The sequence below is a fragment of the Mycobacterium sp. IDUB_3 genome (assembly GCF_055419585.1).
In genome coordinates, this window is sequence record NZ_JBVAXZ010000001.1 from 475,151 (window position 1) to 497,921 (window position 22,771).

Below are 22,771 nucleotides of genomic sequence, written 5' to 3' on the forward strand. Positions count from 1 at the left end.
CAACTTTGTCGATGCCGGGGTCACCAGGCGGTGCCTACCATGGCGGTCAGATGAGGGACCGGAGGTTTTAGGTGTTGGATTTCGGGGCTTATCCGCCGGAATACAACTCGGGGCGGATGTACGTCGGAGCGGGGTCGGGGCCGCTGCTGGCCGCGGCCGCGGCCTGGGATGAATTGGCCGCGGAGCTGCAGAGCACCGGGGCGTCGTACGGCTCGACGATCGACACTCTGGCGACGGGTCCGTGGACGGGCCCCTCCTCGATCGCGATGGCGGCCGCGGCAGCACCGTACGTGGCCTGGATCCACGCCACCGGCGCGCGAGCCGAGCAGGCGGGCGCCCAGGCGAAACTCGCGGCCGGCGCCTACGAGGCCGCGTTCGCGGCCACGGTGCCGCCGCCGGTGATCGCCGCCAACCGCTCGCTGCTCGCGACCCTGGTCGCCACCAACATCCTCGGCCAGAACACCCCGGCGATCGCCGCCACCGAAGCCCACTACATGGAGATGTGGGCGCAGGATGCCGCCGCGATGTACGCCTACGCGGCGGCCTCGGCGAGCGCCTCTCAGCTGACCTCGTTCGCCGAGCCACCCCAGACCACCAACGACTCGGCCGGTCCGACGCAAGCCGCCGCGGTCGCCCAGAGCACCGGGCAGTCCAGCGCGAACACCGTCAGCCACCTGTCCCAACTGAGCACCACGATGCAGCCGGCGGCACAGGCCGCGAGCAATGCCAGCACCACGACGACGGCGGCGTCTGGTTCGTCACTCACCCTGCCGAGTGCGATAACCAACTGGAACGAGTTCTGGTCGGTCGCCACCGGGCCGTTCTCCCCGCAGTCCTGGAGCAGCATCCCGGGCGGTCCGTTCCTGTCATTCGGCCAGGCCTACGCCTGGGGGCAGAACGGACAAGGCGCCGCCGCCTATCTGGCGGGGCCGAAAGCCATCTCCGGGGCGTTGGCACCGCTGACCAGCGGCGCCAACGCGGTCAAGCCCATGCTGAGTTCCGCGGTCGGGGCGGGGCAGGCGACGGGGTCGATGGGCAAAGCCGCCCTGGTCGGCAGCATGTCGGTGCCGCAGGGCTGGACCGAAGCTGCCCCCGCCTTCCGGATGCTGGCGATGCCGACCAACTTGGCGGCGGCGCCTGCCGCGATGGCCGGCGAAGAGGGCGTGTTCAGCCAGATGGCCTTGTCCAGCCTGGCCGGTCGCGCCGTCGCCGCCGCCGCGACCCGGCCGGTAGGCGGCGCGGCCTCGGCAGCGGCCTCATTGGGCGGCGTCGCCGCCGAGGCCGACCCGGCCGCGGCCACCATCATCGTGATCCCGTGCATTGAGGAATGACGGCGATGACCAAACCGTTTGGCAGGCAATCACTTTCCGCTAGAACACCCAGGTAAGGGGTACCAGAGATGTTTTACGGAGCCTTTCCGCCGGAGTTCAACTCGGGCCGGATGTACAGCGGCCCGGGGTCGGAATCATTCGTGGCCGCGGCGACGGCCTGGCAGAGCCTGGCCACCGAATTGCAGTCCACGGCGTCGTCGTATGCGTCGGTGCTCGCTAACCTGACCGCCGGACCCTGGACGGGTCCGTCGTCGCTTGCCATGGCCTCCGCGGCCGCCCCCTACGTGGCCTGGATGCAGCAAACCGCCGCCCAGGCCGCCCAAACCGCGACCCAGGCCACCGAAGCGGCCGCGGCCTATGAGACGGCGTTCGCCGCCCACGTGCCACCGGCGGTGATCGCGGAAAACCGCACCCTGCTGGCCCAACTGGTGGCGACGAACATCGTCGGGCAGAACACCGCGGCGATTGCCGCGAATGAGGCGCAGTACAGCGAGTTTTGGGCTCAGGACGCCACCGCGATGGACACCTACTTCGCCTCGTCGGCGACGGCGTCCAACAAGCTGACGCAGTTCAGCCCGGCGCCCAAGGCCACCAATGATGCTGCGGCGCCGATGCAAGCCGCCGCCGTGAGTTCGGCAGCCAGCACGCCAACCGCCAATGTGGCGAACACCGCGGCGAGCGCCGCCACGACCACTCTGCCCTACAGCGGATTGTTCTCGGGCCCGGCGAACCTCGCCTATCTCTACAACCAGTTCGTCACGGGTCTTCTTAACGGCCTTCCGGGCGGGTCGAGCTTCTACACGGGCTTGTACAACGCCGTCAAGGTGCCGCTGGGCCTGACCACGCAGTTCAACGACGTCGGATTGCTGATCAACTTCCCACTGTCGCAGTGGCTCAAGTTCGCACCGCCCGTCGGGTACGGCGCGCTGCCCAAAGATGCGCTGGGCGCCGGCCTGGGCGCGCTGGGTTTCGGTCGCGGCACCCTGTACAGCTCGATCAGCCCGATCGCCGGCATGGGAAACGCCGGCACCCTGGTCGGAAAGCTGTCGATCCCGCCGAGCTGGGCCACGACCACCCCGTCGATCAGGACCGTTGCTGCGGCCCTATCGTCCGCGGGGGCGGACACCGTGCCCGCGGCCGCGTTGGGCGAGGGGAGTCTGTTCAGTTCGATGGGACTGGCCGGGATGCTGGGCAGCGCCATGGGTTCCGGTGGACCCACCATGGTCCGTGCGGGCGTTCGTAACCGGATGACCCCGATCAAGGACCTCAAAGACAAACAATCGCCGGAACAGCTGAAACGTCTCGTCGCACAGATCTCGGAGAAGCCGGAAAGCGTCCAGCACCACAACGTCGACCAAGAGAATCTCGACGCGCTCCTCGAACAGCTGGCCAAGAAGCCCGGCATCCACGCGGTGCATCTGAAAAAGGGCGACAAGTCGAAGGTCCTGCCGGCCGATGCCCAATCCGGTTGACAGGCAACGCAGAAGGGTGACGGATGATGAAACGACTATTGGCACTACTCGGTGCGTTTACGACGATCGGGCTTGCCGCTCCCGCGTACGCGACTCCTCCGCCCGAGCCGGATGGTGACGACGGCGGGTTCGTCGCGGCGCTGCAGCAAGCCGGCTTCAGCTTCAACAATCCGGGGTCGGCCATCGCCGCCGGGAGGGCGGTGTGCTCGTGCTTGAACAACGGCGAGTCGGGCCTGGAGTTGGTCCACGACGTGAAGACCCATAATCCGGGCATGGACATGGAGATGGCGTCCAACTTCGCGATGATCTCCGCGAAGTTCTATTGCCCCCACCAACTCTCCAAGGCGTGACACACCACGGGCGGTGAACCTGCTAACGGTTACGCGGGTCGAATGCCCTGGCGTTCAGGGTATTTGCGAGTCGAGGCCGAACGCTGCCGAGATGGCCCCGTGGAACAATCGCGCCGCATGAGACTATTGCCAGCGCTGGTTGTCGGCGTTTCGGCCGCGATCGGAATGGCCCCGCCGGGGCATGGTGACCCCGGCCCGCCCGGCGTCGACGAGGCCGGTTTCCTTGCCTCCCTGAGGAGTGCGGGCATCACCTACTCGACCCCCGACGGGGCGATGAAATTCGCCAAGGCGGTGTGCGTGTCAATGGGCAACGGCGAGTTCGGCCCTCAAATGGTCGACGAACTCAAGAGCGAAAACCCCGGTCTCACCAACGATCACGCAACGTCGTTCTTGGCGATCGCGGTGAAATACTATTGCCCGCAGCAACTTAGCCGGCGGTAGCCCGGCGTCACCGCGCAGCGGGTGACCGCGGCGCAACCAATCGACGGCGCGCCGGTTTCGCGGATGTGGCCGCCCCGCGCCCGATTTGGCTCGGGTCTATCTGCCGTTCACTTGCACATGTTTAGCTGCGCCAACCGGCACCACGCCGGGGCCGCAGCCGGAACCGTCAGGTGCGGTCGGGGATACTCGACGGCAGGGAAAGGAGCGTGTCGTTGGAGACGCTGAGCGCTCTCGATTTCGTACTCCGGCTGGGCGTCGGCGTGGGCTGCGGCGCCCTTATCGGCCTGGAACGGCAATGGCGGGCGCGACGCGCGGGCCTACGCACCAACGCACTGGTGGCCGGAGGCGCGACGCTGTTCGTGCTGTACGCGGCGGCCACCTCCGACACCAGCCCCACCCGCGTCGCTTCTTATGTCGTGTCCGGCATCGGGTTCCTCGGCGGTGGCGTGATCCTGCGTGAGGGCGTCAACGTCCGGGGCCTCAACACCGCCGCCACCCTCTGGTGCTCGGCCGCGATCGGCGTGCTGGCCGCTTCCGGGCACCTGGTGTTCGCGCTGATCGGCACCGGCACCGTCATCGGCATCCACCTGCTGGGGCGCCCGCTGGGCCGCCTGATCGACCGCGACAACAGTGCGGAAGAGGATGAGAGCCTGGTGCCTTACCTCGTACAGGTGGTCTGCCGTCCGAAGCATGAGAAGTACGCGCGGGCCCAGATCGTTCAGCACGCCGGCAGCAACGACATCACGCTTCGCGGAATCCATACCGGCAACCCGGATGGCGACGAGGTCACCCTGACCGCCCACCTGCTGATGTACGGCGACGCCCCGGCCCGGCTGGAGCGACTGGTGGCCGAACTGTCGCTGCTGCCCGGCGTCCGCGCGGTGCAGTGGTATGCCGGAGACGAAGCGCAGTCCGACGATCGTCGCTGAGGGCGGACGGACGCCGCGGCGCTCGTCGTAGTCTTACCTGTGTGAGTGCCCTGTCAGGCTTCCTGTCCGCCCTGCCTCCGCAGATGCGGGATCCGGTGCTGGTCGCCATCCCGTTCTTCCTGCTGCTGCTGACCCTCGAATGGACCGCGGCTCGCAAGCTGGAACACCTCACGGCCGAGGCCGCCGACACGGCGCGGCCGGCGTCGGGGGCGCACCTGACCCGCGATTCGGTGGCGAGCATCTCGATGGGGCTGGTGTCGGTGGCCACCACGGCCGGCTGGAAGACCCTGGCTCTGCTCGGCTACGCCGCGATCTATGCCTACGTCGCGCCCTGGCACCTGTCGCCGACGCATTGGTACACCTGGGTCGTCGCGCTTGTCGGAGTGGACCTGCTCTATTACGCCTATCACCGGATCGCGCACCGGGTGCGATTGATCTGGGCAACCCACCAGGCCCATCACTCCAGCGAGTACTACAACTTCGCCACGGCACTGCGCCAGAAGTGGAACAACAGTGGCGAGATCTTGATGTGGATTCCGTTGCCGCTGTTGGGAATTCCGCCGTGGATGGTGTTCTTCAGCTTCTCGGTGAACCTGATTTACCAGTTCTGGATTCACACCGAGCGGATCGACAAGCTGCCGCGGCCGTTCGAGTTCCTGTTCAACACGCCGTCGCATCACCGGGTGCACCACGGCATGGACAAGGTCTATCTCGACAAGAACTATGGCGGCATCTTCATCGTCTGGGACCGGCTCTTCGGAACCTTCCAGGCCGAGCTGTTCCGGCCACATTACGGCCTTACCAAGCGCGTGGACACCTTCAACATCTGGACGCTGCAGACCCGCGAATACGTCGCGATAGCCCGCGACTGGCGCTCGGCGACGCGCCTGCGCGATCGGTTGGGTTACGTGTTCGGGCCGCCCGGCTGGCTGCCGCGTGCGGCCCGTCACGCCGAGGCCGGCACCCCGGCCGTGACCTCCCTGTAACATTTGCGCAGGCCGGCGCGAAAAGCTGAGCGTGGAGGCGGTTACCCGTAACCTCGCCCTCCCGTCGGTATCGGCCCGTGGATCGGAGTTCATGGTGCATCGTCTGGCAACGCGCACGTTCGCCACGTCGGCTACGGTCGTGGCGCTCGCCTCCTTTGTGCCGGCGGCGCCGGCCAAAGCCGACGTCGTGGTGTATCCGGGCATGGAAATACGCCAGGACAACCGCGTCTGCACGCTGGGATACGTCGACCCGGGCCTGAAAATCGCATTCACCGCGGGGCACTGCCGGGGCGGGGGCAGCGGCGTGGTGACGGATCGGGGCGGCGCCGTCATCGGCCGGATGGCCGCTTTCCGAGACAACACCCCCAGCGGAACGACGGTGTCGACGAGCCAGGTGATCAACGACTACGAAGCGATCGTGCTGGACAGCAGCGTCACGGCGAACAACATCCTGCCGGGCGGCCGGCCGCTGGTCTCGGACCCCGGCCTCACGCTTGCGCCCGGGCAGCCGGTCTGCCACTTCGGCGTGATCACCGGGGAGACGTGCGGGACGGTGGAGAGCGTGAACAACGGCTGGTTCACCATGTCGCATGGCGTGCAGAGCCATAACGGCGATTCGGGCGGACCGGTGTATCTGGCGCCCAGTGGCGGCCCCGGGCAGATCGTCGGGATCTTCAACAGCGTGTGGGGGGACTTCCCGGCCGCGGTGTCATGGGGGGCGACTTCGGAGGAGGTCCGCGAGGACCTCGGAGTGCGCGACAACGCGCACTAGGGGCGGTCAGCCCGCCGGGGTCAGGGCGAATACCGGAATCGAGGGCGCGGCGGCGCGGAACTGCTCGTCGGTGCTGTCCGGCGTCAGTCCGGCGACATAGTCCTTGACCTGCCAATACCATCTGGCCAGGTAGCTCCGCAGCAGCTCGGGCTTGGCCGCGTCGTCGACTTCGTCGGCCCGCACGCGCCGCCGGTGCCAGCGGGGACCCACCTCGACGACGGACGCCGCCCGGACATTGCGTGCCCACTGCGTATTGCCGCGCGGCGAGACCAGGTAGTCCACGCCGTCGACGGTCAACAGGTTGATCACCACCGCGCGTTGCTTCCCGGTTTTGCGGCCGCGGACGCGCAGCGCCCGGGTCCCGGCGATGCTGATTCCCGCCTCGGCAAGCCAGCGGATGACCCCGTTGGCGGCGCGGACGGCCCGGCTCGGTTCTTCATAACGGGTGGACATGGTGCGGCCTCTCAGCGAATCCTGGTCAAGCTAATGAGAGCGGTGCTCTCTGACTTGAACACGCTGCCACACCGCGCCACGGAAAGCAAGAGCGGTGTTCTCAGTTGTGTCAGACTGGCCGCGTGGGCAAACGCCAGGAATCGCGCGAGCAGATCGAGGCACGCATCATCGAACTCGGTCACCGCCAGCTGGCGGAGCGCGGGGCGGCCGGACTGTCGGTGCGGGCGATAGCCCGCGACCTGGGCATGGTGTCCTCGGCGGTGTACCGCTACGTGTCCAGCCGCGACGAATTGCTGACCCTGCTGCTGGTCGACGCTTATTCCGACCTGGCCGACGCCGTGGATCGCGCCCGCGAGACGGTCGGGGACCTGTGGAGCGACGACGTCGTCGCCATCGCGCGGGCGACCCGGGGCTGGGCGGTCGCGCACCCGGCGTGCTGGGCCCTGCTGTACGGCAGTCCCGTTCCCGGATATCACGCGCCACCCGAGCGCACGGTCGCGGTGGGGACCAGGGTGGTCGCGGCGTTGTTCGACGCGGTGGCGGCCGGAATCGCCACCGGCGACATTCGGCTGACGAATGATCTTGCCCCGCAACCGATGTCATCCGACTTCGAACGGATTCGGCACGAGTTCGGCTTCCCCGGGGATGACCAGGTGCTCGCCAAATGCTTTTTGCTGTGGGCGGGGGTGCTGGGTGCGATCAGCCTCGAGGTGTTCGGGCAGTACGGCGCCGATACCCTGACCGACCCGGAAACCATTTTCGACGCTCAGCTGCGGCTGCTGGTGGATGTCCTGACCCGGCATTGATGCCTCGCCGCGACCGCGGGCACTACCAGAATTAGAACGTGTTCACCCGCTGGTTCGCCGACCGGAAGGGCTCGTCATGGCAAATTTATTCGGGCCCTTTCTGGCGGCCCGGAGGCTGGACTATTCTGCGAGGCGATGACGCTTCCCGTTCAATCACCGACACAGATCGCTTGGGTCACCACCGACCTGGATGCCACCGAAACGGCCCTCACCGGCCTGTTAGGTGTGCGAAAGTGGGTGCGCATACCCGATGTGCACTTTGCTCCGGAGGCGTGTAGCTACCATGGCCGGCCCGCCGACTTCTTTGCCAGCATCTCGTTGAGCTACCTCGGTGACATGCAATTGGAACTGATCCAACCGGTTCGCGGCGAGAACATCTATAGTGATTTTTTGTCCGAATGCGGGCCGGGTTTGCACCACATCTGCATGGAGGTCGAAAGCCCCGACCGGCTGGAGGCGGCGGTCACCGAGGCCGCCGAGCGGGGCGCCGCGGTTGTGCAGCGAGGCGTGATGCCCGGCGGCATCCGATTCGTCTATCTTTCAGCGCCGGAGGCAGGCGTGCCGTACGTGGAGCTTGCGTACGTTTCGCCCGAAATGAGGGCGTTTTACGACTACATCAAACAGGAGCAGCGGTGAGCCGCCTCGGCGACGAAGTGGAACGCAGCGATGAGGAAGAGGGGCGCCAATGAGCACGGAGATACCGGCAACAGTCAGTGCGGCCGGCGTGAACACGTGGTCCGACGACGTCGACGTCGTGGTGATCGGGTTCGGCATCGCCGGCGGCTGCGCCGCGGTGAGTGCGGCGGCGGCCGGCGCACGGGTGCTGGTGCTCGAACGTGCGGCCGCGGCGGGCGGCACCACTTCGCTTGCCGGGGGCCACTTTTACCTCGGTGGCGGGACGGCGGTGCAACAGGCAACCGGTCAGGACGATTCCGTCGAGGAGATGTACAAGTATCTGGTAGAGGTGTCGCGGGAACCCGAACTCGACAAGATCCGCGCCTACTGCGACGGCAGCGTCGAGCATTTCAATTGGCTGGAAGACTTGGGTTTCCAGTTCGAGCGAAGCTACTACCCGGGCAAGGTCGTCGTCCCGCCGGGCACCGAGGGGCTGAGCTACACCGGCAATGAGAAGGTCTGGCCCTTCTGCGAGCGGGCCAAGCCGGCACCGCGCGGGCACTCGGTGCCGGTGCCCGGCGAATTGGGCGGCGCCAGCATGGTCGTCGACCTGCTGCTCAAACGCGCCGACGCCCTGGGCGTGCAGATCCGCTACGAGACCGCGGTCACCAACCTGGTGACCGGCGACGACGGCGGCGTGGTCGGCGCCGCGTGGAAGCACTTCACCGACACCGGTGCCATCAAGGCCAAGTCCGTCATCATCGCGGCGGGCGGATTCGCGATGAACCCGGAGATGGTCGCCGAGCACACGCCCGCGCTGGGCCAGGAGCGGCGCACCAAACATCACGGCCTGGTGGCGCCCTACATCCTGGGCAATCCCAACGACGACGGGCTGGGCATCCGGATGGGCGTGTCGGCGGGTGGTGCGACCAAGAACATGGACGAGCTGTTCATCACCGCCGCGGCCTATCCGCCGGAGGTCTTGCTGACCGGTGTGATCGTCAACAAGGAGGGCCAGCGGTTCGTCACCGAGGACTCCTACCATTCGCGCACTTCGGCTTTCGTGTTGGAGCAGCCCGACCAGACGGCGTACCTGATCGTCGACGAGGCGCACTCCGAGATGCCTGCCATGCCGCTGATCCGTTTCCTCGACGGGTACGAGACGATCGCGGAAATGGAAGCGGCGCTGGGTATTCCGGCGGGCAATCTCGCGGCCACGCTGGATCGCTACAATAAGCACGCAGCCGCAGGCGAGGATCCCGACTTCCACAAACAGCCGGAATTCCTTGCACCCCAAGACAATGGACCCTGGGCGGTGTTCGACCTGTCGCTGGGACGGGCGATGTACTCGGGGTTCACCATCGGCGGCCTCGCGGTGACCGTCGACGGCGAGGTGCAGCGAGCCGACGGCAGCGTGGTGCCCGGTTTGTACGCCGCGGGTGCGTGCGCGTCCAACCTCGCCCAGGACGGCAAGGGCTACGCGAGCGGGACGCAGCTCGGTGAGGGGTCGTTCTTCGGCCGCCGCGCGGGAGCGCACGCGGCCGGACGGGCCGCGGGAGCTTAAGCGCTATGACGATGCCTTGAACTGCACCAGGGTCGCCAAGGTTTCCCGATAGTGTTCCATCGGTGGGACGCGCCGGTCTGCGACCTTTGCCGCATCATCCCAGCGGCGCAGGCGGCAAGCGTCGTCCGCGTGGAAGCTCTTACCCGGCATCGCATTTAGGCGTCCTAGACCGGCGCCGGAGCCTTCTCGACCGGGCCCAGTTGCCACGGGCCGCCGCCGAGCAGACGCAGCTGCTGCTCGTGGTGTTGTTCGACGGTGGGCCGGTGGCTCACGCTGACCATGACGCACTCCGGCAGCTCGGACCGGATCAACTGGTACAGCGCGAATTCCAGGCCCTCGTCCAGGGCCGAGGTGGCCTCGTCGAGGAACACCGCCTTCGGCTTGGTGAGCAGGACGCGCGCGAAGGCGACGCGCTGTTGCTCGCCGGGGGAGAGCACCTTGGCCCAGTCGTGGTCTTCGTCCAGCCGGTTGATCAGCGGTGCCAGCGACACTTTGGTGAGCACGTCGCGCAGTTCCTCATCGGAGACGCTGTCCGGCGAATTCGGGTAGCACACCACGGTGCGCAAACTGCCGAGCGGCACATAGGGCAGCTGCGACAGGAACATCGTCGCGTTGTCGCCGTCCGGGCGGCACAGGGTCCCCGAGGCGTACGGCCACAATTCGGCCAGGCTGCGCAACAGCGTCGTCTTGCCGGCCCCGGATCGGCCGGTGATCACCAGCGTGTCGCCGTGGTCGAGCTGGATGTCCAGCGAGTCGACCAGCTGGTCGCCCTCCGGCGTGCGCACCTCGATGCCGCGGAGCTCAACCGCCGTCTCTTCACTCGGCTTGACCAGAATCGCCGGAAGCGCGCGGCCCTTGCTGTTGGCGTCGACCAGTCCGTGCAATCGGATGATCGCCGCGCGGAAGGACGCGAACGCGTCATAGTTGTTGCGGAAGAACGACAGCGAGTCGTGGATGTTGCCGAATGCCGTCGCCGTCTGGCCCACATCGCCGAAATCGATCTTGCCGGCGAACAGCCGCGGCGCCTGAATCACCCACGGCAGTGGGACAATTGCCTGCGACACCGACCAGTTCCACCCGTTGAAAATGATGGTCCGTCGGACAAAATTGCGGTAGTTGCCGATGATCGGGGTGAAGCGCCCCCACAGCTGCGCCCGCTCGACCCGCTCGCCGCGGTAAAAGCCGACCGCCTCCGCGGCGTCCCGCAACCTCACCAGGGCGTATCGGAAGGCGGCGTTCAGCCTTTCGTTGTTGAAGCTGAGCCAAATCAGCGGGCGCCCAAGCCAAACCGCGACGACGGTCGCGATCAGCACGTAGACCAGAACCGTCCAGAACATCGCGCGCGGCAACACCACGCCGAAAAGATCCAGGTCCCCGGACAGGTTCCACAGGATCGCGGCAAAGGAAATCACCGAGGCCACCGCGTTGACCGCCCCAAACAGCAGCGTGCTGCCCGTTCCGTTGGACGGGATGTTGGGGGTTCCGCCGGCATTGGCGGTGAAGATGTCGATGTCCTGCTGGATGCGCTGGTCGGGGTTGTCGATGGTGTTGTCGATGAAAAGGTCTCGGTAGTAGGCCCGGCCCTCCAGCCAGTCGTCGGTGAGGTGGGAGGTCAACCACATACGCCAGGCGATGATGAACCGCTGCGTCAGATAGACGTCGGCCGCGAACCGGATGACGTAAAGGGTCGCCAATACGCTGAAGATCGCAAGCGACATCCAAAAGCCATGTACCCCGGACTGTTTGACGCTGTCGTCACCGGCGGCCATGCCCTGGACCGCCTTCTGTACCGCGGTGTACAAGTCGTTGCCCTGGTAGCTGAGCAGCACCACCAACCGCACCGACAACAGCACCGACAACAGCAACACCCCAAGCATGACCCACACCCGGACGCTGTGTGCCCCGACGAAGTAGCCGCGGGTGATCCGCCAGAACTGCCGCCCCCAGGGGGTGAGAAAGCGGAACGCGAGCAGGACCCCGAACAGACAGACAGCGCTGACCACCCACGCAATGGCGACCCACCGCAATGAATCCATGGGTGCCGCCGACCAGTTGATCGATGGCTTGAAGGGCTTCGGACCCATCGTCGACGTCTCCTTACGGTCGAGGTGGTCAAACACTCCTCAACTTCAAATCCTTCGGCGAAGGTACCCGACGGACCTGGTTAGGCTGCGGTCATGACTACCGACGCCACCCCCGCACAAACATTGCACGCCGGACGACTTGTCGCGCGGCGCCTGCGGGCCAGCGGCGTCGACACCGTCTTCACGCTATCCGGCGGCCACCTGTTCTCCATCTACGACGGCTGCCGCGAGGAGGGTATTCGGCTGATCGACACCCGTCATGAGCAGACGGCGACCTTCGCCGCCGAGGGATGGTCGAAGGTGACGCGGTCGCCGGGCGTGGCCGCGCTGACGGCGGGGCCGGGCATCACCAACGGGATGAGCGCGATGGCGGCGGCGCAGCAGAACCAATCGCCGCTGGTGGTGTTGGGCGGACGGGCGCCGGCGCAGCGCTGGGGCATGGGCTCGCTGCAGGAGATCGACCACGTGCCGTTCGTGGCACCGCTGGCCCGCTTCGCCGCCACCGCACAGTCGGCCGACGACGCCGGCCGACTCGTCGACGACGCGCTGCGCGCCGCCGTCGGCGCGCCGTCGGGCGTGGGGTTCGTCGACTTCCCGATGGACTACGCGTTCTCCATGTCCGACGACGACGGCCGGCCCGGCGCCCTCGCCGACCTGCCGCCCGGCCCAGCACCCGACGGCGAATCCCTGAGCCGGGCCGCGGCCCTGCTGTCCGCGGCTCAGCGGCCGGTGATCATGGCGGGCACCAATGTCTGGTGGGGGCGTGGGGAAGCGGCCCTGCTGCGCCTAGCCGAGGAACTCCAGATCCCGGTGCTGATGAACGGGATGGCCCGCGGCGCCGTTCCCGCCGACCATCCGCTGGCGTTCTCCCGGGCTCGCGGAAAAGCGTTGGGGGAGGCCGACGTTGCGCTGATCGTCGGCGTGCCGATGGATTTCCGGCTCGGCTTCGGCGCGGTGTTCGGGGCGCAGACCCAACTCATCGTGGCGGACCGGGTCGAACCCGAACGCCGCCATCCGCGGCCGGTGCAGGCCGAGCTGTACGGCGACCTGTTGACGATCCTCGCGGCCCTTGCCCCCGCCACGGGGACCGACCACCGGGACTGGATCGGCGACCTGCGAACCGCCGAGACCGCGTCGCGGGCGAAGGAGAAGGCCGAGCTGGCCGACGACCGCATCCCGCTGCACCCCATGCGGGTGTACGCGGAGCTGGCACCCATGCTCGATCGCGATGCCATCGTCGTGATCGACGCCGGCGATTTCGGGTCGTACGCCGGGCGGGTGATCGACAGCTATCAACCGGGGTGCTGGCTGGACAGCGGTCCCTTCGGCTGCCTGGGATCGGGCCCGGGCTACGCGCTGGCCGCCAAGCTGGCCCACCCGGAACGTCAGGTGGTGCTGCTGCAGGGCGACGGCGCGTTCGGCTTCAGCGGCATGGAATGGGACACCCTGGTTCGACACAACGTGCCCGTCGTGTCCGTGATCGGCAACAACGGCATCTGGGGGCTCGAACACCACCCGATGAAAGCTCTCTATGGCTATTCGGTGGTGGCCGAGCTGCGTCCGGGGACCCGCTACGACGAGGTGGTGCGCGCCCTGGGCGGCCACGGCGAACTGGTCGCCGCGCCCGGCGAACTGCGGCCCGCCCTGGAACGCGCCTTCGCCAGCGGGCTGCCCGCCGTCGTCAATGTGCTCACCGACCCCGACGTCGCGTATCCACGCCGCTCGAGCCTCGCTTGATGAATCTGCGCGGGAAGTCACCGCGTACCGTTGACCTGTGCCTAAGACGACCCGCGCTCAACCCGGCCGGCTGAGCAGCCGCTTTTGGAAGCTGCTCGGCGCCAGCACCGAAAAGGACCGCAGCCGCTCCCTCACCCAGGTCACCGACTCGTCAAAGTACGACGACGAGGCGGCCGGGCTGACCGACGAGCAGCTACGCAAGGCGGCCGGGCTGCTCAACCTCGAGGACCTCGCGGATTCCGAGGACATCCCGCAATTCCTCGCCATCGCGCGTGAGGCCGGCGAGCGGGCCAGTGGGCTGCGGCCGTTCGATGTGCAGCTGCTGGGCGCGTTGCGCATGCTGGCCGGCGACGTCATCGAGATGGCCACCGGTGAGGGCAAGACGCTCGCGGGCGCGATCGCCGCGGCCGGGTACGCGCTGGCCGGTAGGCACGTGCACGTCGTGACCATCAACGACTACCTGGCCCGTCGCGACGCGGAATGGATGGGTCCCGTCATCGAGGCCATGGGCCTGACGGTCGGCTGGATCACCGCCGAGTCCACCAGCGAGGAACGCCGGGCCGCGTACGGGTGCGACGTCACCTACGCCTCGGTCAACGAGATCGGCTTCGACGTGCTGCGCGATCAGCTGGTGACCGACGTCGCCGACCTGGTATCGCCCAACCCCGACGTGGCCCTGATCGACGAGGCCGACTCGGTGCTGGTCGACGAGGCGCTGGTGCCGCTGGTGCTGGCAGGGACCACGCACCGCGAGACGCCGCGGCTGGAGATCATCAAGCTGGCCGGCCAGCTGGAAGCCGGCACCGATTACGACACCGACGCCGACAGCCGCAACGTGCACCTGACCGAGGTCGGCGCCCGCAAGGTCGAAAAGGCGCTCGGCGGCATCGACCTGTACTCCGAGGAGCACGTCGTCACCACGCTGACCGAGATCAACGTCGCCCTGCACGCGCACGTGTTGCTGCAGCGCGACGTGCACTACATCGTCCGCGACGACGCGGTGCACCTGATCAACGCCGCGCGCGGGCGCATCGCGCAGCTGCAGCGCTGGCCGGACGGCCTGCAGGCCGCGGTCGAGGCCAAGGAGGGCATCGAGACCACCGAGACCGGCGAGGTGCTCGACACCATCACGGTGCAGGCGCTGATCAACCGTTACTCGACGGTGTGCGGCATGACCGGCACCGCGCTGGCCGCCGGCGAGCAGCTGCGCCAGTTCTACAAGCTCGGTGTGTCACCAATTCCGCCGAATGAGCCCAACATTCGCGAAGACGAGTCGGACCGGGTCTACATCACCGCCGCGGCCAAGAACGACGCGATCGTCGCGCACATCGCCGAGGTCAACGAGACCGGGCAGCCGGTGCTGGTCGGCACCCGCGACGTGGCCGAATCCGAGGAGCTGCACGAGCGGCTGCTGCGCCGCGGCGTGCCCGCGGTGGTGCTGAACGCGAAAAACGACGCCGAGGAAGCCCAGGTGATCGCCGAGGCAGGCAAGTTCGGCGTCGTCACCGTCTCGACGCAGATGGCCGGGCGCGGCACCGACATCCGCCTGGGTGGCTCCGACGAGGCGGACCACGACCGCGTCGCCGAGCTGGGCGGGCTGCACGTGGTCGGAACCGGGCGGCACCACACCCAGCGGCTGGACAACCAGCTGCGCGGCCGCGCCGGCCGTCAGGGCGACCCCGGGTCGTCCGTCTTCTTCTCCAGTTGGGAGGACGACGTCGTCGCCGCCAACCTCGATAGCAACAAGCTGCCGACCCAGACCGACGAGGACGGCAAGATCGTCAGCCCGAAGGCCGCGGGCCTGCTCGACCACGCCCAGCGCGTGGCCGAGGGCCGCATGCTGGACGTGCACGCGAACACCTGGCGCTACAACCAGTTGATCGCCCAGCAGCGCGCCATCATCGTCGATCGACGGAATACGTTGCTGCGCAACCCAACCGCGCGCGAGGAGCTCGCCGAGCTGGCACCCAAGCGCTACGAGGAGCTGGCCGAGACCGAGGGAATCTCTGAGGAGCGCCTGGAGACGATCTGCCGGCAGATCATGCTGTATCACCTCGACCGCGGCTGGGCCGACCATCTGGCGTACCTGGCTGACATCCGCGAGAGCATCCACCTGCGGGCGCTGGGCCGGCAGAACCCGCTGGACGAGTTTCACCGGTTGGCGGTCGACGCGTTCGCGTCGCTGGCCGCGGACGCGATCGAAGCGGCCCAGCAGACGTTCGAAACCGCGGACGTGCTCGAATCCGAGCCCGGACTGGACCTGTCCAAGCTGGCGCGGCCGACGTCGACATGGACGTACATGGTCAACGACAACCCGCTGTCGGACGACACGCTGTCCACCCTGAGCCTGCCCGGGGTCTTCCGCTAGTCCCATGGCCCGGCGGCCGAGTGCACGGCCAGCCGCACACTCCCCGTTGGGCTAATGTCACGGCTCATGGAGCCGGTGCTTCCACCCAACCGGGTGCTGACGGTGCCCAACGTGCTCAGCGCTGTCCGCCTGGCGCTGATCCCGGTGTTCGTCTACGCCCTGCTGGTCGCGCACGCCAACGGGTGGGCCGTCGCGATTCTGATGTTCAGTGGCGCCTCGGACTGGGCCGACGGCAAGATCGCCCGGCTGCTGAATCAGTCCTCCCGGCTCGGTGTGCTGCTCGACCCCGCGGTCGACCGCCTCTACATGGTGGCGGTGCCCATCGTGCTGGCGTTCAGCGGGATCGTGCCGTGGTGGTTCGTCATCGTCCTGGTCGCGCGCGACGGCCTGTTGGCGGCGACGCTGCCGCTGTTGTGGAGTCGCGGACTGTCGGCTCTGCCGGTGACCTACATCGGCAAGGCCGCGACGTTCGCGCTGATGTCCGGCTTTCCGCTGGTGCTGCTGGGCACCTGGGACGCGCGGTGGAGCCGCGTGATCGGCGCCTGCGGATGGGCTTTCCTGATCTGGGGCATGTACGCCTACCTGTGGGCGTTCGTGCAGTATGCGGTGCAGATGACTCTCGTGCTGCGACGCATGCCCAAGGTCGACCGCGGTTCTCGTCCGTCGGCCGCGGCGAAGGTGGCTGACCATGGCTGACGCGGACCGTCTGCTCGGCGGCTATGACCCCAATGCGGGTCACGGCGCGCATGTGGCGTCGCGGCCCAAACAGATCCCGGTGCCGTCGCTGCTACGCGCGCTGCTGTCCGAGCACCTCGACCCCGGCTATGCCGCGGCAGCGGCCAAGCGCGGCGCCGCCGACGCACCGCGCAGCGAACGCCAGCGGGTGTTCGGTTGGCTCTGGCAGGCGCTGGCGGCGCTGCTGATCGCGACGGTCTTCGCCGCCGCGGTCGCCCAGGCCCGCTCGGTGGCGCCCGGGGTGCGGTCCGAACAGGAGCTCCTGTTGGGCAATGTGCGGTCGACGGAGGGCTCCGCGACGAAGCTGAACCAGCGCCGCAGCGAGCTGGCGAAGCGAGTCGACGACGTGCAGCGTCACGCCCTGGCCGAAGACGCCGAGGGGCAGCGGTTACTGAAACGTCTTGACGCGCTCAGCCTGACGGCGGCCAGCACCGCGATCATCGGGCCCGGCCTGAAGGTGACCGTGACCGATCCCGGTGCCAGCCCGAACCTTTCCGACGTGTCCAAGCAGCGGGTCAGCGGCAGCCGGCAGATCATCCTGGACCGCGATCTGCAGCTGCTGGTCAACTCGTTGTGGGCGAGCGGTGCCGAGGCGATTTCCGTCGGGGGTGTGCGGATCGGGCCGAACGTCACCATCCGGCAGGCCGGCGGTGCGATCCTGGTCGACAACAACCCGACCAGCAGCCCGTACACGGTCCTGGCGATCGGACCGCCGCGCGCGATGCGCGATGTCTTCGACAACAGCCCCGGCATACAGCGACTGAGGCTGCTGCAGATCTCCTACGGCGTCGTGGTTACGGTGGACGTCGCCGACGGACTCACGCTTCCTGCCGGATCGACCCGGGATGTCAAGTTCGCCAAGCAGATTGGGCCACAGTGAGAAAAGTCCTGCACAGACACGTTCCCCTGTGTGAGACGCGGACGGGAAGCCAAGCATGATCGGTATCGCAGCTCTGGCGATCGGCATCGTGCTCGGCCTGGTTTTTCACCCCGCGGTGCCCGAATTCGTCCAGCCGTATCTGCCGATCGCGGTGGTCGCGGCGCTGGACGCGGTGTTCGGCGGGTTACGGGCATACCTGGAACGGATTTTCGATCCGAAGGTCTTCGTTGTCTCCTTCGTCTTCAACGTCTTCGTGGCCGCCCTGATCGTCTACGTCGGCGACCAGCTGGGCGTGGGTACGCAATTGTCCACGGCCATCATCGTCGTGCTGGGCATCCGCATCTTCGGCAATGCCGCCGCCCTGCGCCGCAGGCTGTTCGGGGCGTGACGCGCGCCGGCGACGATGCAGAGCGAAGCGATGAGGAGAAGCGGCGCCATGACCGCGCCGGCGACGATGCAGAGCGAAGCGATGAGGAGAAGCGGCGCCATGACCGCGCCGGCGACGATGCAGAGTAGAAAAGCGATGAGGAGAAGCGGCGCCATGACCGAGTTGGGGTCGACGTGAGCCAGGATCCCGAAGACCGCGACGCCGGCGGACCCGCCGCCGGCGGCCAAAGTGGGGACGGGCCAACCGGCCCCGGGCACCCAGGGGCCGACGCGGCGCCGGAACGGGGTGCGCCGCGCGGCCGTCACGAACTGGTCGCGAAAAGCCCCCGTCCGGAAATCGGCCCGCTGCACCGCACCGGGCTATTCGGCATGGTGCGCGGCGGCCGGTCCCGGATGGCGTTCGGGACGCTGGCCGCCATGCTATGCCTGCTGCTGGGCCTGGCGATCGTGACCCAGGTCCGCCAGACCGAATCGGGCGACGCGCTGGAGACGGCCCGCCCCGCAGACCTTTTGGTGCTGCTGGATTCGTTGCGACAGCGCGAGGGCACGCTCAACACCGAGGTGAACGAGCTACAGAACACGCTGAATTCATTGCAGGCGTCCGGGAACAACGACCAGGCCGCCATCCAATCCGCGCAGTCCAGGCTGGCGGCGCTGTCCATTCTGGTCGGGGCGGTCGGCGCCACCGGTCCCGGCGTCACCGTCACGATCGAAGACCCCGGACCCGGGGTTTCGCCCGAGGCGATGCTCGACGTGATCAATGAGTTGCGCGCCGCCGGCGCCGAGGCGATCGAGGTCAACGACGCGCACCAATCGGTGCGGGTAGGTGTCGACACCTGGGTGGTGGGTGTGCCCGGGTCGCTGACCATCGACTCCAAAACCCTGTCGCCGTCGTATTCGATTCTGGCGATTGGTGATCCACCCACCCTGGCCGCGGCCATGAACATTCCCGGCGGCGCGCAGGACACCGTCAAGCGCGTCGGCGCGCGAATGTCCGTCCAGCAGGCCGACCGAGTGGACGTCACCACCTTGCGGCAACCAAAACCGCACCAATACGCTCAGCCCGTCAAGTGAGCATCACCCGAACAGAACAGGATCACCCGTGAGCGATATCCCGCCCGATCTGCGCTACACCGCCGAACACGAATGGGTTCGTCGAAGTGGGGATGACACCGTGCGCGTGGGCATCACCGATTTCGCGCAGTCGGCGTTGGGCGATGTCGTTTTCGTTCAGCTGCCCGACGTGGGCACCGACCTGACGGCGGGCGAATCCTTCGGTGAGGTGGAATCGACGAAATCGGTGTCGGACCTGTACGCCCCGGTGTCGGGCAAAGTTTCCGCGGTCAACAGCGATCTGGACGGCAGTCCGCAATTGGTGAACTCCGACCCGTACGGAGGCGGTTGGTTGCTGGATGTGCAGGTGTCCGACGTCGGCGAATTGGAGTCGGCCATTTCTTCGCTGCTCGATGCGGAGGCCTACCGCGGAACGCTCACCGAATGACGATTGCTAATGTCCCTGCAGCCCCGCGCGGCCAACGCGCGGTGCAGCCAGGGTGCGGGGAAATCGAAGTTTCGGATCGTCAGGTGGTGGGCGCATTGCAAGCCGGTGCGCGGTACCGTCGACACATCGACCTTTGAAGTCTCTCGAAGATCGCTGAAAAGAGACGTGAAAGACTCTTGAACGTACGAAATGGCAGTAATCGGCATATCGGGCAGACAAACCTGATGCACAAGCCGGCCGAGCGGCCCGGACAGACAACGCCACAGCAGCCAGTGAGGAGCAGCGCGTGACGGACATGGACAACGACCAGAATTCGGACGAAGTCACGGTGGAGACGACTTCGGTCTTCCGTGCCGACTTCCTCAACGAGCTGGACGCTCCCGCACAGGCGGGAACCGAGAGTGCGGTATCCGGAGTCGAAGGGCTCCCTGCGGGCTCGGCGTTGCTGGTCGTCAAGCGTGGACCGAATGCGGGCTCGCGGTTTTTGCTGGACCAGCCCACCACGTCCGCCGGCCGGCACCCCGACAGCGACATTTTCCTCGACGATGTGACCGTCAGCCGCCGGCACGCCGAATTCAGGTTGGAAAACAACGAATTCAGCGTGGTCGACGTTGGTAGTCTCAACGGCACTTACGTCAACCGTGAGCCCGTGGACTCCGCGGTGCTCGCCAACGGTGACGAAGTGCAGATCGGCAAGTTCCGCTTGGTGTTTCTGACCGGACCCAAGCAGGGTGAGGATGGAGGATCTTCAGGCTAGTGAGCGCACCCGATAGCTCGGCACTGGCCGGGATGTCGATTGGGGCGGTCCTGGAACTGCTCAGGCCGGACTTCCCCGATGTCACCATCTCCAAGATCCGCTTCTTGGAGGCCGAGGGGCTGGTGACGCCGCAGCGGGCCGCGTCGGGTTATCGAAGGTTCACCGCCTATGACTGCGCTCGGTTGCGGTTCATCCTTACCGCGCAACGTGATCACTACTTGCCGCTGAAGGTCATCAGGGCGCAACTGGACGCCCAGCCCGACGGTGAGCTGCCGCCCGCCAAGGGTCCGTATTCCGTCCCGCGCCTGGTGTCCGTGGCGGGCACCGGGGAAGCCGCCGGGGCGGATGCGGGATCCGACACCTCGGCGGTGGCCCCCACCCACGTCCGGCTGAGCCGCGAAGAACTGCTCAACCGCGCGGACGTGGGGGACGACCTGCTGGTCGCGCTCCTCAAAGCCGGGGTCATCACCACCGGGCCCGCCGGTTTTTTCGACGAGCACGCCGTCGTCATCCTGCAGTGCGCGCGGGCGCTGTCGGATTACGGTGTCGAGCCGCGGCATCTGCGCGCGTTCCGCTCGGCCGCCGATCGCCAGTCGGACCTGATCGCCCAAATCGCCGGGCCGGTAGTCAAAGCCGGCAAGGCCGGTGCGCGCGATCGCGCAGACGATTTGGCGCGCGAAGTCGCGGCGCTCGCGATCACGTTGCACACGTCGTTGATCAAATCCGCCGTTCGCGACGTTCTGGATCGGTGAGGACTAGACTTCGGTCGACAGCTTGGTTTTCGGCAGCAGGGCGGACTTTTGACCTCGCCGTCCGCTGGCGGGTACCAATCCAACCGGCGCCACTAATGCGGAGGGCAGACACAAATGGGTGAAGTTCGTGTTGTCGGCATTCGCGTAGAGCAGCCGCAGAACCAGCCGGTGCTGTTACTGCGCGAAACCAACGGTGACCGTTACCTTCCGATCTGGATCGGTCAGTCGGAGGCCGCCGCCATCGCGCTCGAGCAGCAAGGCGTTGAGCCCCCGCGCCCGTTGACGCACGATCTGATCAGGGATGTCATTGCCGCGCTTGGGCATTCATTGAAAGAGGTGCGGATCGTCGATCTGCAAGAGGGCACTTTCTACGCTGACCTGGTGTTCGACCGCAACATCACCGTGTCGGCCCGGCCCTCGGACTCGGTGGCGATCGCGTTGCGGGTCGGCGTTCCGATCTACGTCGAGGAAGGCGTGCTCGCCCAGGCCGGCCTGCTGATTCCCGACGAGAGCGACGAGGAAGGTGGCACCGCCGTCCGGGAGGACGAGGTGGAGAAGTTCAAAGAATTTCTCGACAGCGTGTCGCCGGACGATTTCAAGGCCACCTAGGGCGCCGAGCGCAAACCCGCTACCACCAGCACTTGGGAACGGCGGGTTGGCTGGTTTAGCCTGGATGGTGATATCACGGATCCATCTCAAACCACACCGTGATCTCGACACGCTGGCGGATAGCCCGCCCACTTGGGCCGGCGGAAGCCATACTTTGATCGCGACTACAGGCGCGGCGGCTATCAGAAAGCGTAAGCTCTACTAGCACTCGGGCCTGAGCAAACGTGGCTGCGACGCAGCCTTAGACGCAGCTAACGACGAGAGCGCGATCGCGGAGAGGAACCACCGTGAGCGAGCAGCCACGCCAAGAGCAGCTCAACCTAGCCGACAGCGGTAGCCCGGCGGCCAGTGACCGTCCCGTCACCGTAGCCAGTGCACCCGTGCAGCCCGGCCTTTTCCCGGACGACTCCGTGCCCGACGAACTCGTCGGCTACCGCGGTCCGAGTGCCTGCCAGATCGCCGGCATCACGTACCGGCAGCTGGACTACTGGGCACGCACCTCGCTGGTGGTCCCGTCGATCCGCAGCGCGGCCGGCTCCGGCAGCCAGCGGCTCTACTCGTTCAAGGACATCCTGGTCCTCAAGATCGTCAAGCGGTTGCTGGACACCGGGATCTCGTTGCACAACATCCGCGTCGCGGTCGATCACCTGCGTCAGCGCGGCGTGCAGGATCTGGCCAACATCACCCTGTTCTCCGACGGCACCACGGTTTACGAGTGCACGTCGGCCGAAGAGGTCGTCGACCTGCTGCAGGGCGGGCAGGGTGTCTTCGGCATCGCCGTGTCGGGCGCCATGCGCGAGCTGACCGGCGTCATCGCGGACTTCCCGGGAGAGCGGGCCGACGGCGGCGAGTCGATCGCCGAGCCCGAGGACGAGCTGGCGTCCCGGCGCAAGCACCGCGACCGCAAGATCGGCTGAACGGCGCGCCACCGCACACCGCGCCGCGCCCCCCGCGGTCCGAGTAAACTGGGCGGCGCATCGCATTCGAGCGGGAGAGTTCCGTGGCGGCCAGCCACGGACGCCGAAGGAGCAACACCTCTCCGTCAACCTCTCAGGCACCCGGACCGCGCGAAATCATGATGCCTCTGGAAAGCGGCAAAGGGCCCTCGTGGTCCACGCCCGCCGATGGGGAAAGGCGCTCGGGCAGCATCGAGCACCGAATCTCTCAGGCGCCCGGCGAACGGGTGAAGACAGAGGGAGAGGGCCGTTAGTCCTCTGCCTTGATATGTCTTCGCCCGCCTAC

At 67.1% G+C, this 22,771-nt stretch carries 23 protein-coding genes, 1 pseudogene and 2 riboswitches; of the genes and pseudogenes, 22 read left to right on the forward strand and 2 right to left on the reverse strand.

The window, feature by feature from the left end:
- Nucleotides 1-71: 71 nt before the first annotated feature.
- The 7 genes from ACZYVJ_RS01875 (at nucleotide 72) to ACZYVJ_RS01905 (ending at nucleotide 6,281) form a co-directional block, all read left to right on the forward strand.
- Complete coding sequence (locus ACZYVJ_RS01875; RefSeq protein ID WP_463829447.1) at nucleotides 72-1,331, forward strand: PPE family protein; 1,260 nt, start codon at nucleotides 72-74, stop codon at nucleotides 1,329-1,331.
- 68 nt (nucleotides 1,332-1,399) lie between these two features.
- Complete coding sequence (locus ACZYVJ_RS01880) at nucleotides 1,400-2,803, forward strand: PPE family protein (protein ID WP_463829448.1); 1,404 nt, start codon at nucleotides 1,400-1,402, stop codon at nucleotides 2,801-2,803.
- A 23-nt stretch (nucleotides 2,804-2,826) separates the two neighbouring features.
- Complete coding sequence (locus tag ACZYVJ_RS01885) at nucleotides 2,827-3,153, forward strand: DUF732 domain-containing protein (protein WP_463829450.1); 327 nt, start codon at nucleotides 2,827-2,829, stop codon at nucleotides 3,151-3,153.
- A 117-nt stretch (nucleotides 3,154-3,270) separates the two neighbouring features.
- Nucleotides 3,271-3,594, forward strand: a complete 324-nt coding sequence (locus tag ACZYVJ_RS01890; RefSeq protein ID WP_463829451.1) for a DUF732 domain-containing protein — start codon at nucleotides 3,271-3,273, stop codon at nucleotides 3,592-3,594.
- Nucleotides 3,595-3,806: 212 nt separating this feature from the next.
- Nucleotides 3,807-4,523 carry an MgtC/SapB family protein gene (locus ACZYVJ_RS01895; protein WP_463829453.1) on the forward strand — a complete coding sequence of 239 codons (717 nt, stop codon included), beginning with the start codon at nucleotides 3,807-3,809 and terminating at the stop codon, nucleotides 4,521-4,523.
- A gap of 41 nt (nucleotides 4,524-4,564) precedes the next feature.
- Nucleotides 4,565-5,509, forward strand: coding sequence for a sterol desaturase family protein (locus ACZYVJ_RS01900; RefSeq protein WP_463829454.1), 945 nt, complete (start codon nucleotides 4,565-4,567; stop codon nucleotides 5,507-5,509).
- 91 nt (nucleotides 5,510-5,600) lie between these two features.
- On the forward strand, nucleotides 5,601-6,281 hold the full coding sequence (locus ACZYVJ_RS01905) for an Rv1815 family serine proteinase (protein ID WP_463829455.1): 681 nt from the start codon (nucleotides 5,601-5,603) through the stop codon (nucleotides 6,279-6,281).
- Between the two features lie 6 nt (nucleotides 6,282-6,287).
- Here ACZYVJ_RS01905 and ACZYVJ_RS01910 read toward each other — a convergent pair whose 3' ends face one another.
- On the reverse strand, nucleotides 6,288-6,734 hold the full coding sequence (locus ACZYVJ_RS01910) for a nitroreductase/quinone reductase family protein (RefSeq protein ID WP_463829456.1): 447 nt from the start codon (nucleotides 6,732-6,734) through the stop codon (nucleotides 6,288-6,290).
- 122 nt (nucleotides 6,735-6,856) lie between these two features.
- Between ACZYVJ_RS01910 and ACZYVJ_RS01915 the strand changes: the two genes are divergently transcribed.
- The 3 genes from ACZYVJ_RS01915 to ACZYVJ_RS01925 all read left to right on the forward strand — a co-directional run bounded on the left by ACZYVJ_RS01915 (nucleotide 6,857) and on the right by ACZYVJ_RS01925 (nucleotide 9,719).
- A complete protein-coding gene (locus tag ACZYVJ_RS01915; protein WP_463829457.1) occupies nucleotides 6,857-7,540 on the forward strand; it encodes a TetR/AcrR family transcriptional regulator in 684 nt (227 codons plus the stop codon).
- A gap of 135 nt (nucleotides 7,541-7,675) precedes the next feature.
- On the forward strand, nucleotides 7,676-8,176 hold the full coding sequence (locus ACZYVJ_RS01920; protein ID WP_463829458.1) for a VOC family protein: 501 nt from the start codon (nucleotides 7,676-7,678) through the stop codon (nucleotides 8,174-8,176).
- Between the two features lie 49 nt (nucleotides 8,177-8,225).
- Entirely contained in the window at nucleotides 8,226-9,719 is a 1,494-nt protein-coding gene (locus tag ACZYVJ_RS01925) for an FAD-binding protein (protein WP_463829459.1), read from the forward strand.
- Between the two features lie 164 nt (nucleotides 9,720-9,883).
- Here ACZYVJ_RS01925 and ACZYVJ_RS01930 read toward each other — a convergent pair whose 3' ends face one another.
- Complete coding sequence (locus tag ACZYVJ_RS01930) at nucleotides 9,884-11,803, reverse strand: ABC transporter ATP-binding protein/permease (RefSeq protein ID WP_463829460.1); 1,920 nt, start codon at nucleotides 11,801-11,803, stop codon at nucleotides 9,884-9,886.
- A 93-nt stretch (nucleotides 11,804-11,896) separates the two neighbouring features.
- Between ACZYVJ_RS01930 and ACZYVJ_RS01935 the strand changes: the two genes are divergently transcribed.
- The 12 genes and pseudogenes from ACZYVJ_RS01935 to ACZYVJ_RS01990 all read left to right on the forward strand — a co-directional run bounded on the left by ACZYVJ_RS01935 (nucleotide 11,897) and on the right by ACZYVJ_RS01990 (nucleotide 22,446).
- A complete protein-coding gene (locus ACZYVJ_RS01935; RefSeq protein WP_463829461.1) occupies nucleotides 11,897-13,540 on the forward strand; it encodes an acetolactate synthase in 1,644 nt (547 codons plus the stop codon).
- A gap of 37 nt (nucleotides 13,541-13,577) precedes the next feature.
- Entirely contained in the window at nucleotides 13,578-15,908 is a 2,331-nt protein-coding gene (gene secA2 / locus ACZYVJ_RS01940) for an accessory Sec system translocase SecA2 (RefSeq protein WP_463829463.1), read from the forward strand.
- 66 nt (nucleotides 15,909-15,974) lie between these two features.
- On the forward strand, nucleotides 15,975-16,604 hold the full coding sequence (locus ACZYVJ_RS01945) for a CDP-alcohol phosphatidyltransferase family protein (RefSeq protein ID WP_463829464.1): 630 nt from the start codon (nucleotides 15,975-15,977) through the stop codon (nucleotides 16,602-16,604).
- Nucleotides 16,597-17,523 (forward strand): DUF881 domain-containing protein, encoded by a 927-nt coding sequence (locus tag ACZYVJ_RS01950; protein WP_463829465.1) that lies wholly within the window; start codon nucleotides 16,597-16,599, stop codon nucleotides 17,521-17,523. Before ACZYVJ_RS01945 ends, ACZYVJ_RS01950 begins: the two co-directional genes overlap by 8 nt.
- Before the next feature lie 55 nt (nucleotides 17,524-17,578).
- Nucleotides 17,579-17,911: a small basic family protein gene (locus ACZYVJ_RS01955; RefSeq protein WP_463829466.1), complete on the forward strand. Its 333-nt coding sequence runs from the start codon at nucleotides 17,579-17,581 to the stop codon at nucleotides 17,909-17,911.
- A 48-nt stretch (nucleotides 17,912-17,959) separates the two neighbouring features.
- Nucleotides 17,960-18,052: pseudogene (locus tag ACZYVJ_RS01960) on the forward strand (hypothetical protein); the annotation flags it as partial.
- A gap of 167 nt (nucleotides 18,053-18,219) precedes the next feature.
- Nucleotides 18,220-18,984 (forward strand): DUF881 domain-containing protein, encoded by a 765-nt coding sequence (locus tag ACZYVJ_RS01965; RefSeq protein ID WP_463832795.1) that lies wholly within the window; start codon nucleotides 18,220-18,222, stop codon nucleotides 18,982-18,984.
- Nucleotides 18,985-19,012: 28 nt separating this feature from the next.
- On the forward strand, nucleotides 19,013-19,411 hold the full coding sequence (gcvH, locus tag ACZYVJ_RS01970) for a glycine cleavage system protein GcvH (RefSeq protein ID WP_463829467.1): 399 nt from the start codon (nucleotides 19,013-19,015) through the stop codon (nucleotides 19,409-19,411).
- 295 nt (nucleotides 19,412-19,706) lie between these two features.
- Nucleotides 19,707-20,168: a glycogen accumulation regulator GarA gene (garA, locus tag ACZYVJ_RS01975; protein ID WP_007771376.1), complete on the forward strand. Its 462-nt coding sequence runs from the start codon at nucleotides 19,707-19,709 to the stop codon at nucleotides 20,166-20,168.
- Nucleotides 20,168-20,920: a transcriptional regulator FtsR gene (ftsR, locus tag ACZYVJ_RS01980; protein ID WP_463829468.1), complete on the forward strand. Its 753-nt coding sequence runs from the start codon at nucleotides 20,168-20,170 to the stop codon at nucleotides 20,918-20,920. Before garA ends, ftsR begins: the two co-directional genes overlap by 1 nt.
- 114 nt (nucleotides 20,921-21,034) lie before the next feature.
- Nucleotides 21,035-21,529: a bifunctional nuclease family protein gene (locus ACZYVJ_RS01985; protein ID WP_007771374.1), complete on the forward strand. Its 495-nt coding sequence runs from the start codon at nucleotides 21,035-21,037 to the stop codon at nucleotides 21,527-21,529.
- A 287-nt stretch (nucleotides 21,530-21,816) separates the two neighbouring features.
- Nucleotides 21,817-22,446, forward strand: coding sequence for a MerR family transcriptional regulator (locus ACZYVJ_RS01990; protein WP_064881076.1), 630 nt, complete (start codon nucleotides 21,817-21,819; stop codon nucleotides 22,444-22,446).
- Between the two features lie 61 nt (nucleotides 22,447-22,507).
- A riboswitch (glycine riboswitch) is annotated at nucleotides 22,508-22,605 on the forward strand.
- Nucleotides 22,606-22,732: riboswitch (glycine riboswitch) on the forward strand.
- Nucleotides 22,733-22,771: the final 39 nt, after the last annotated feature.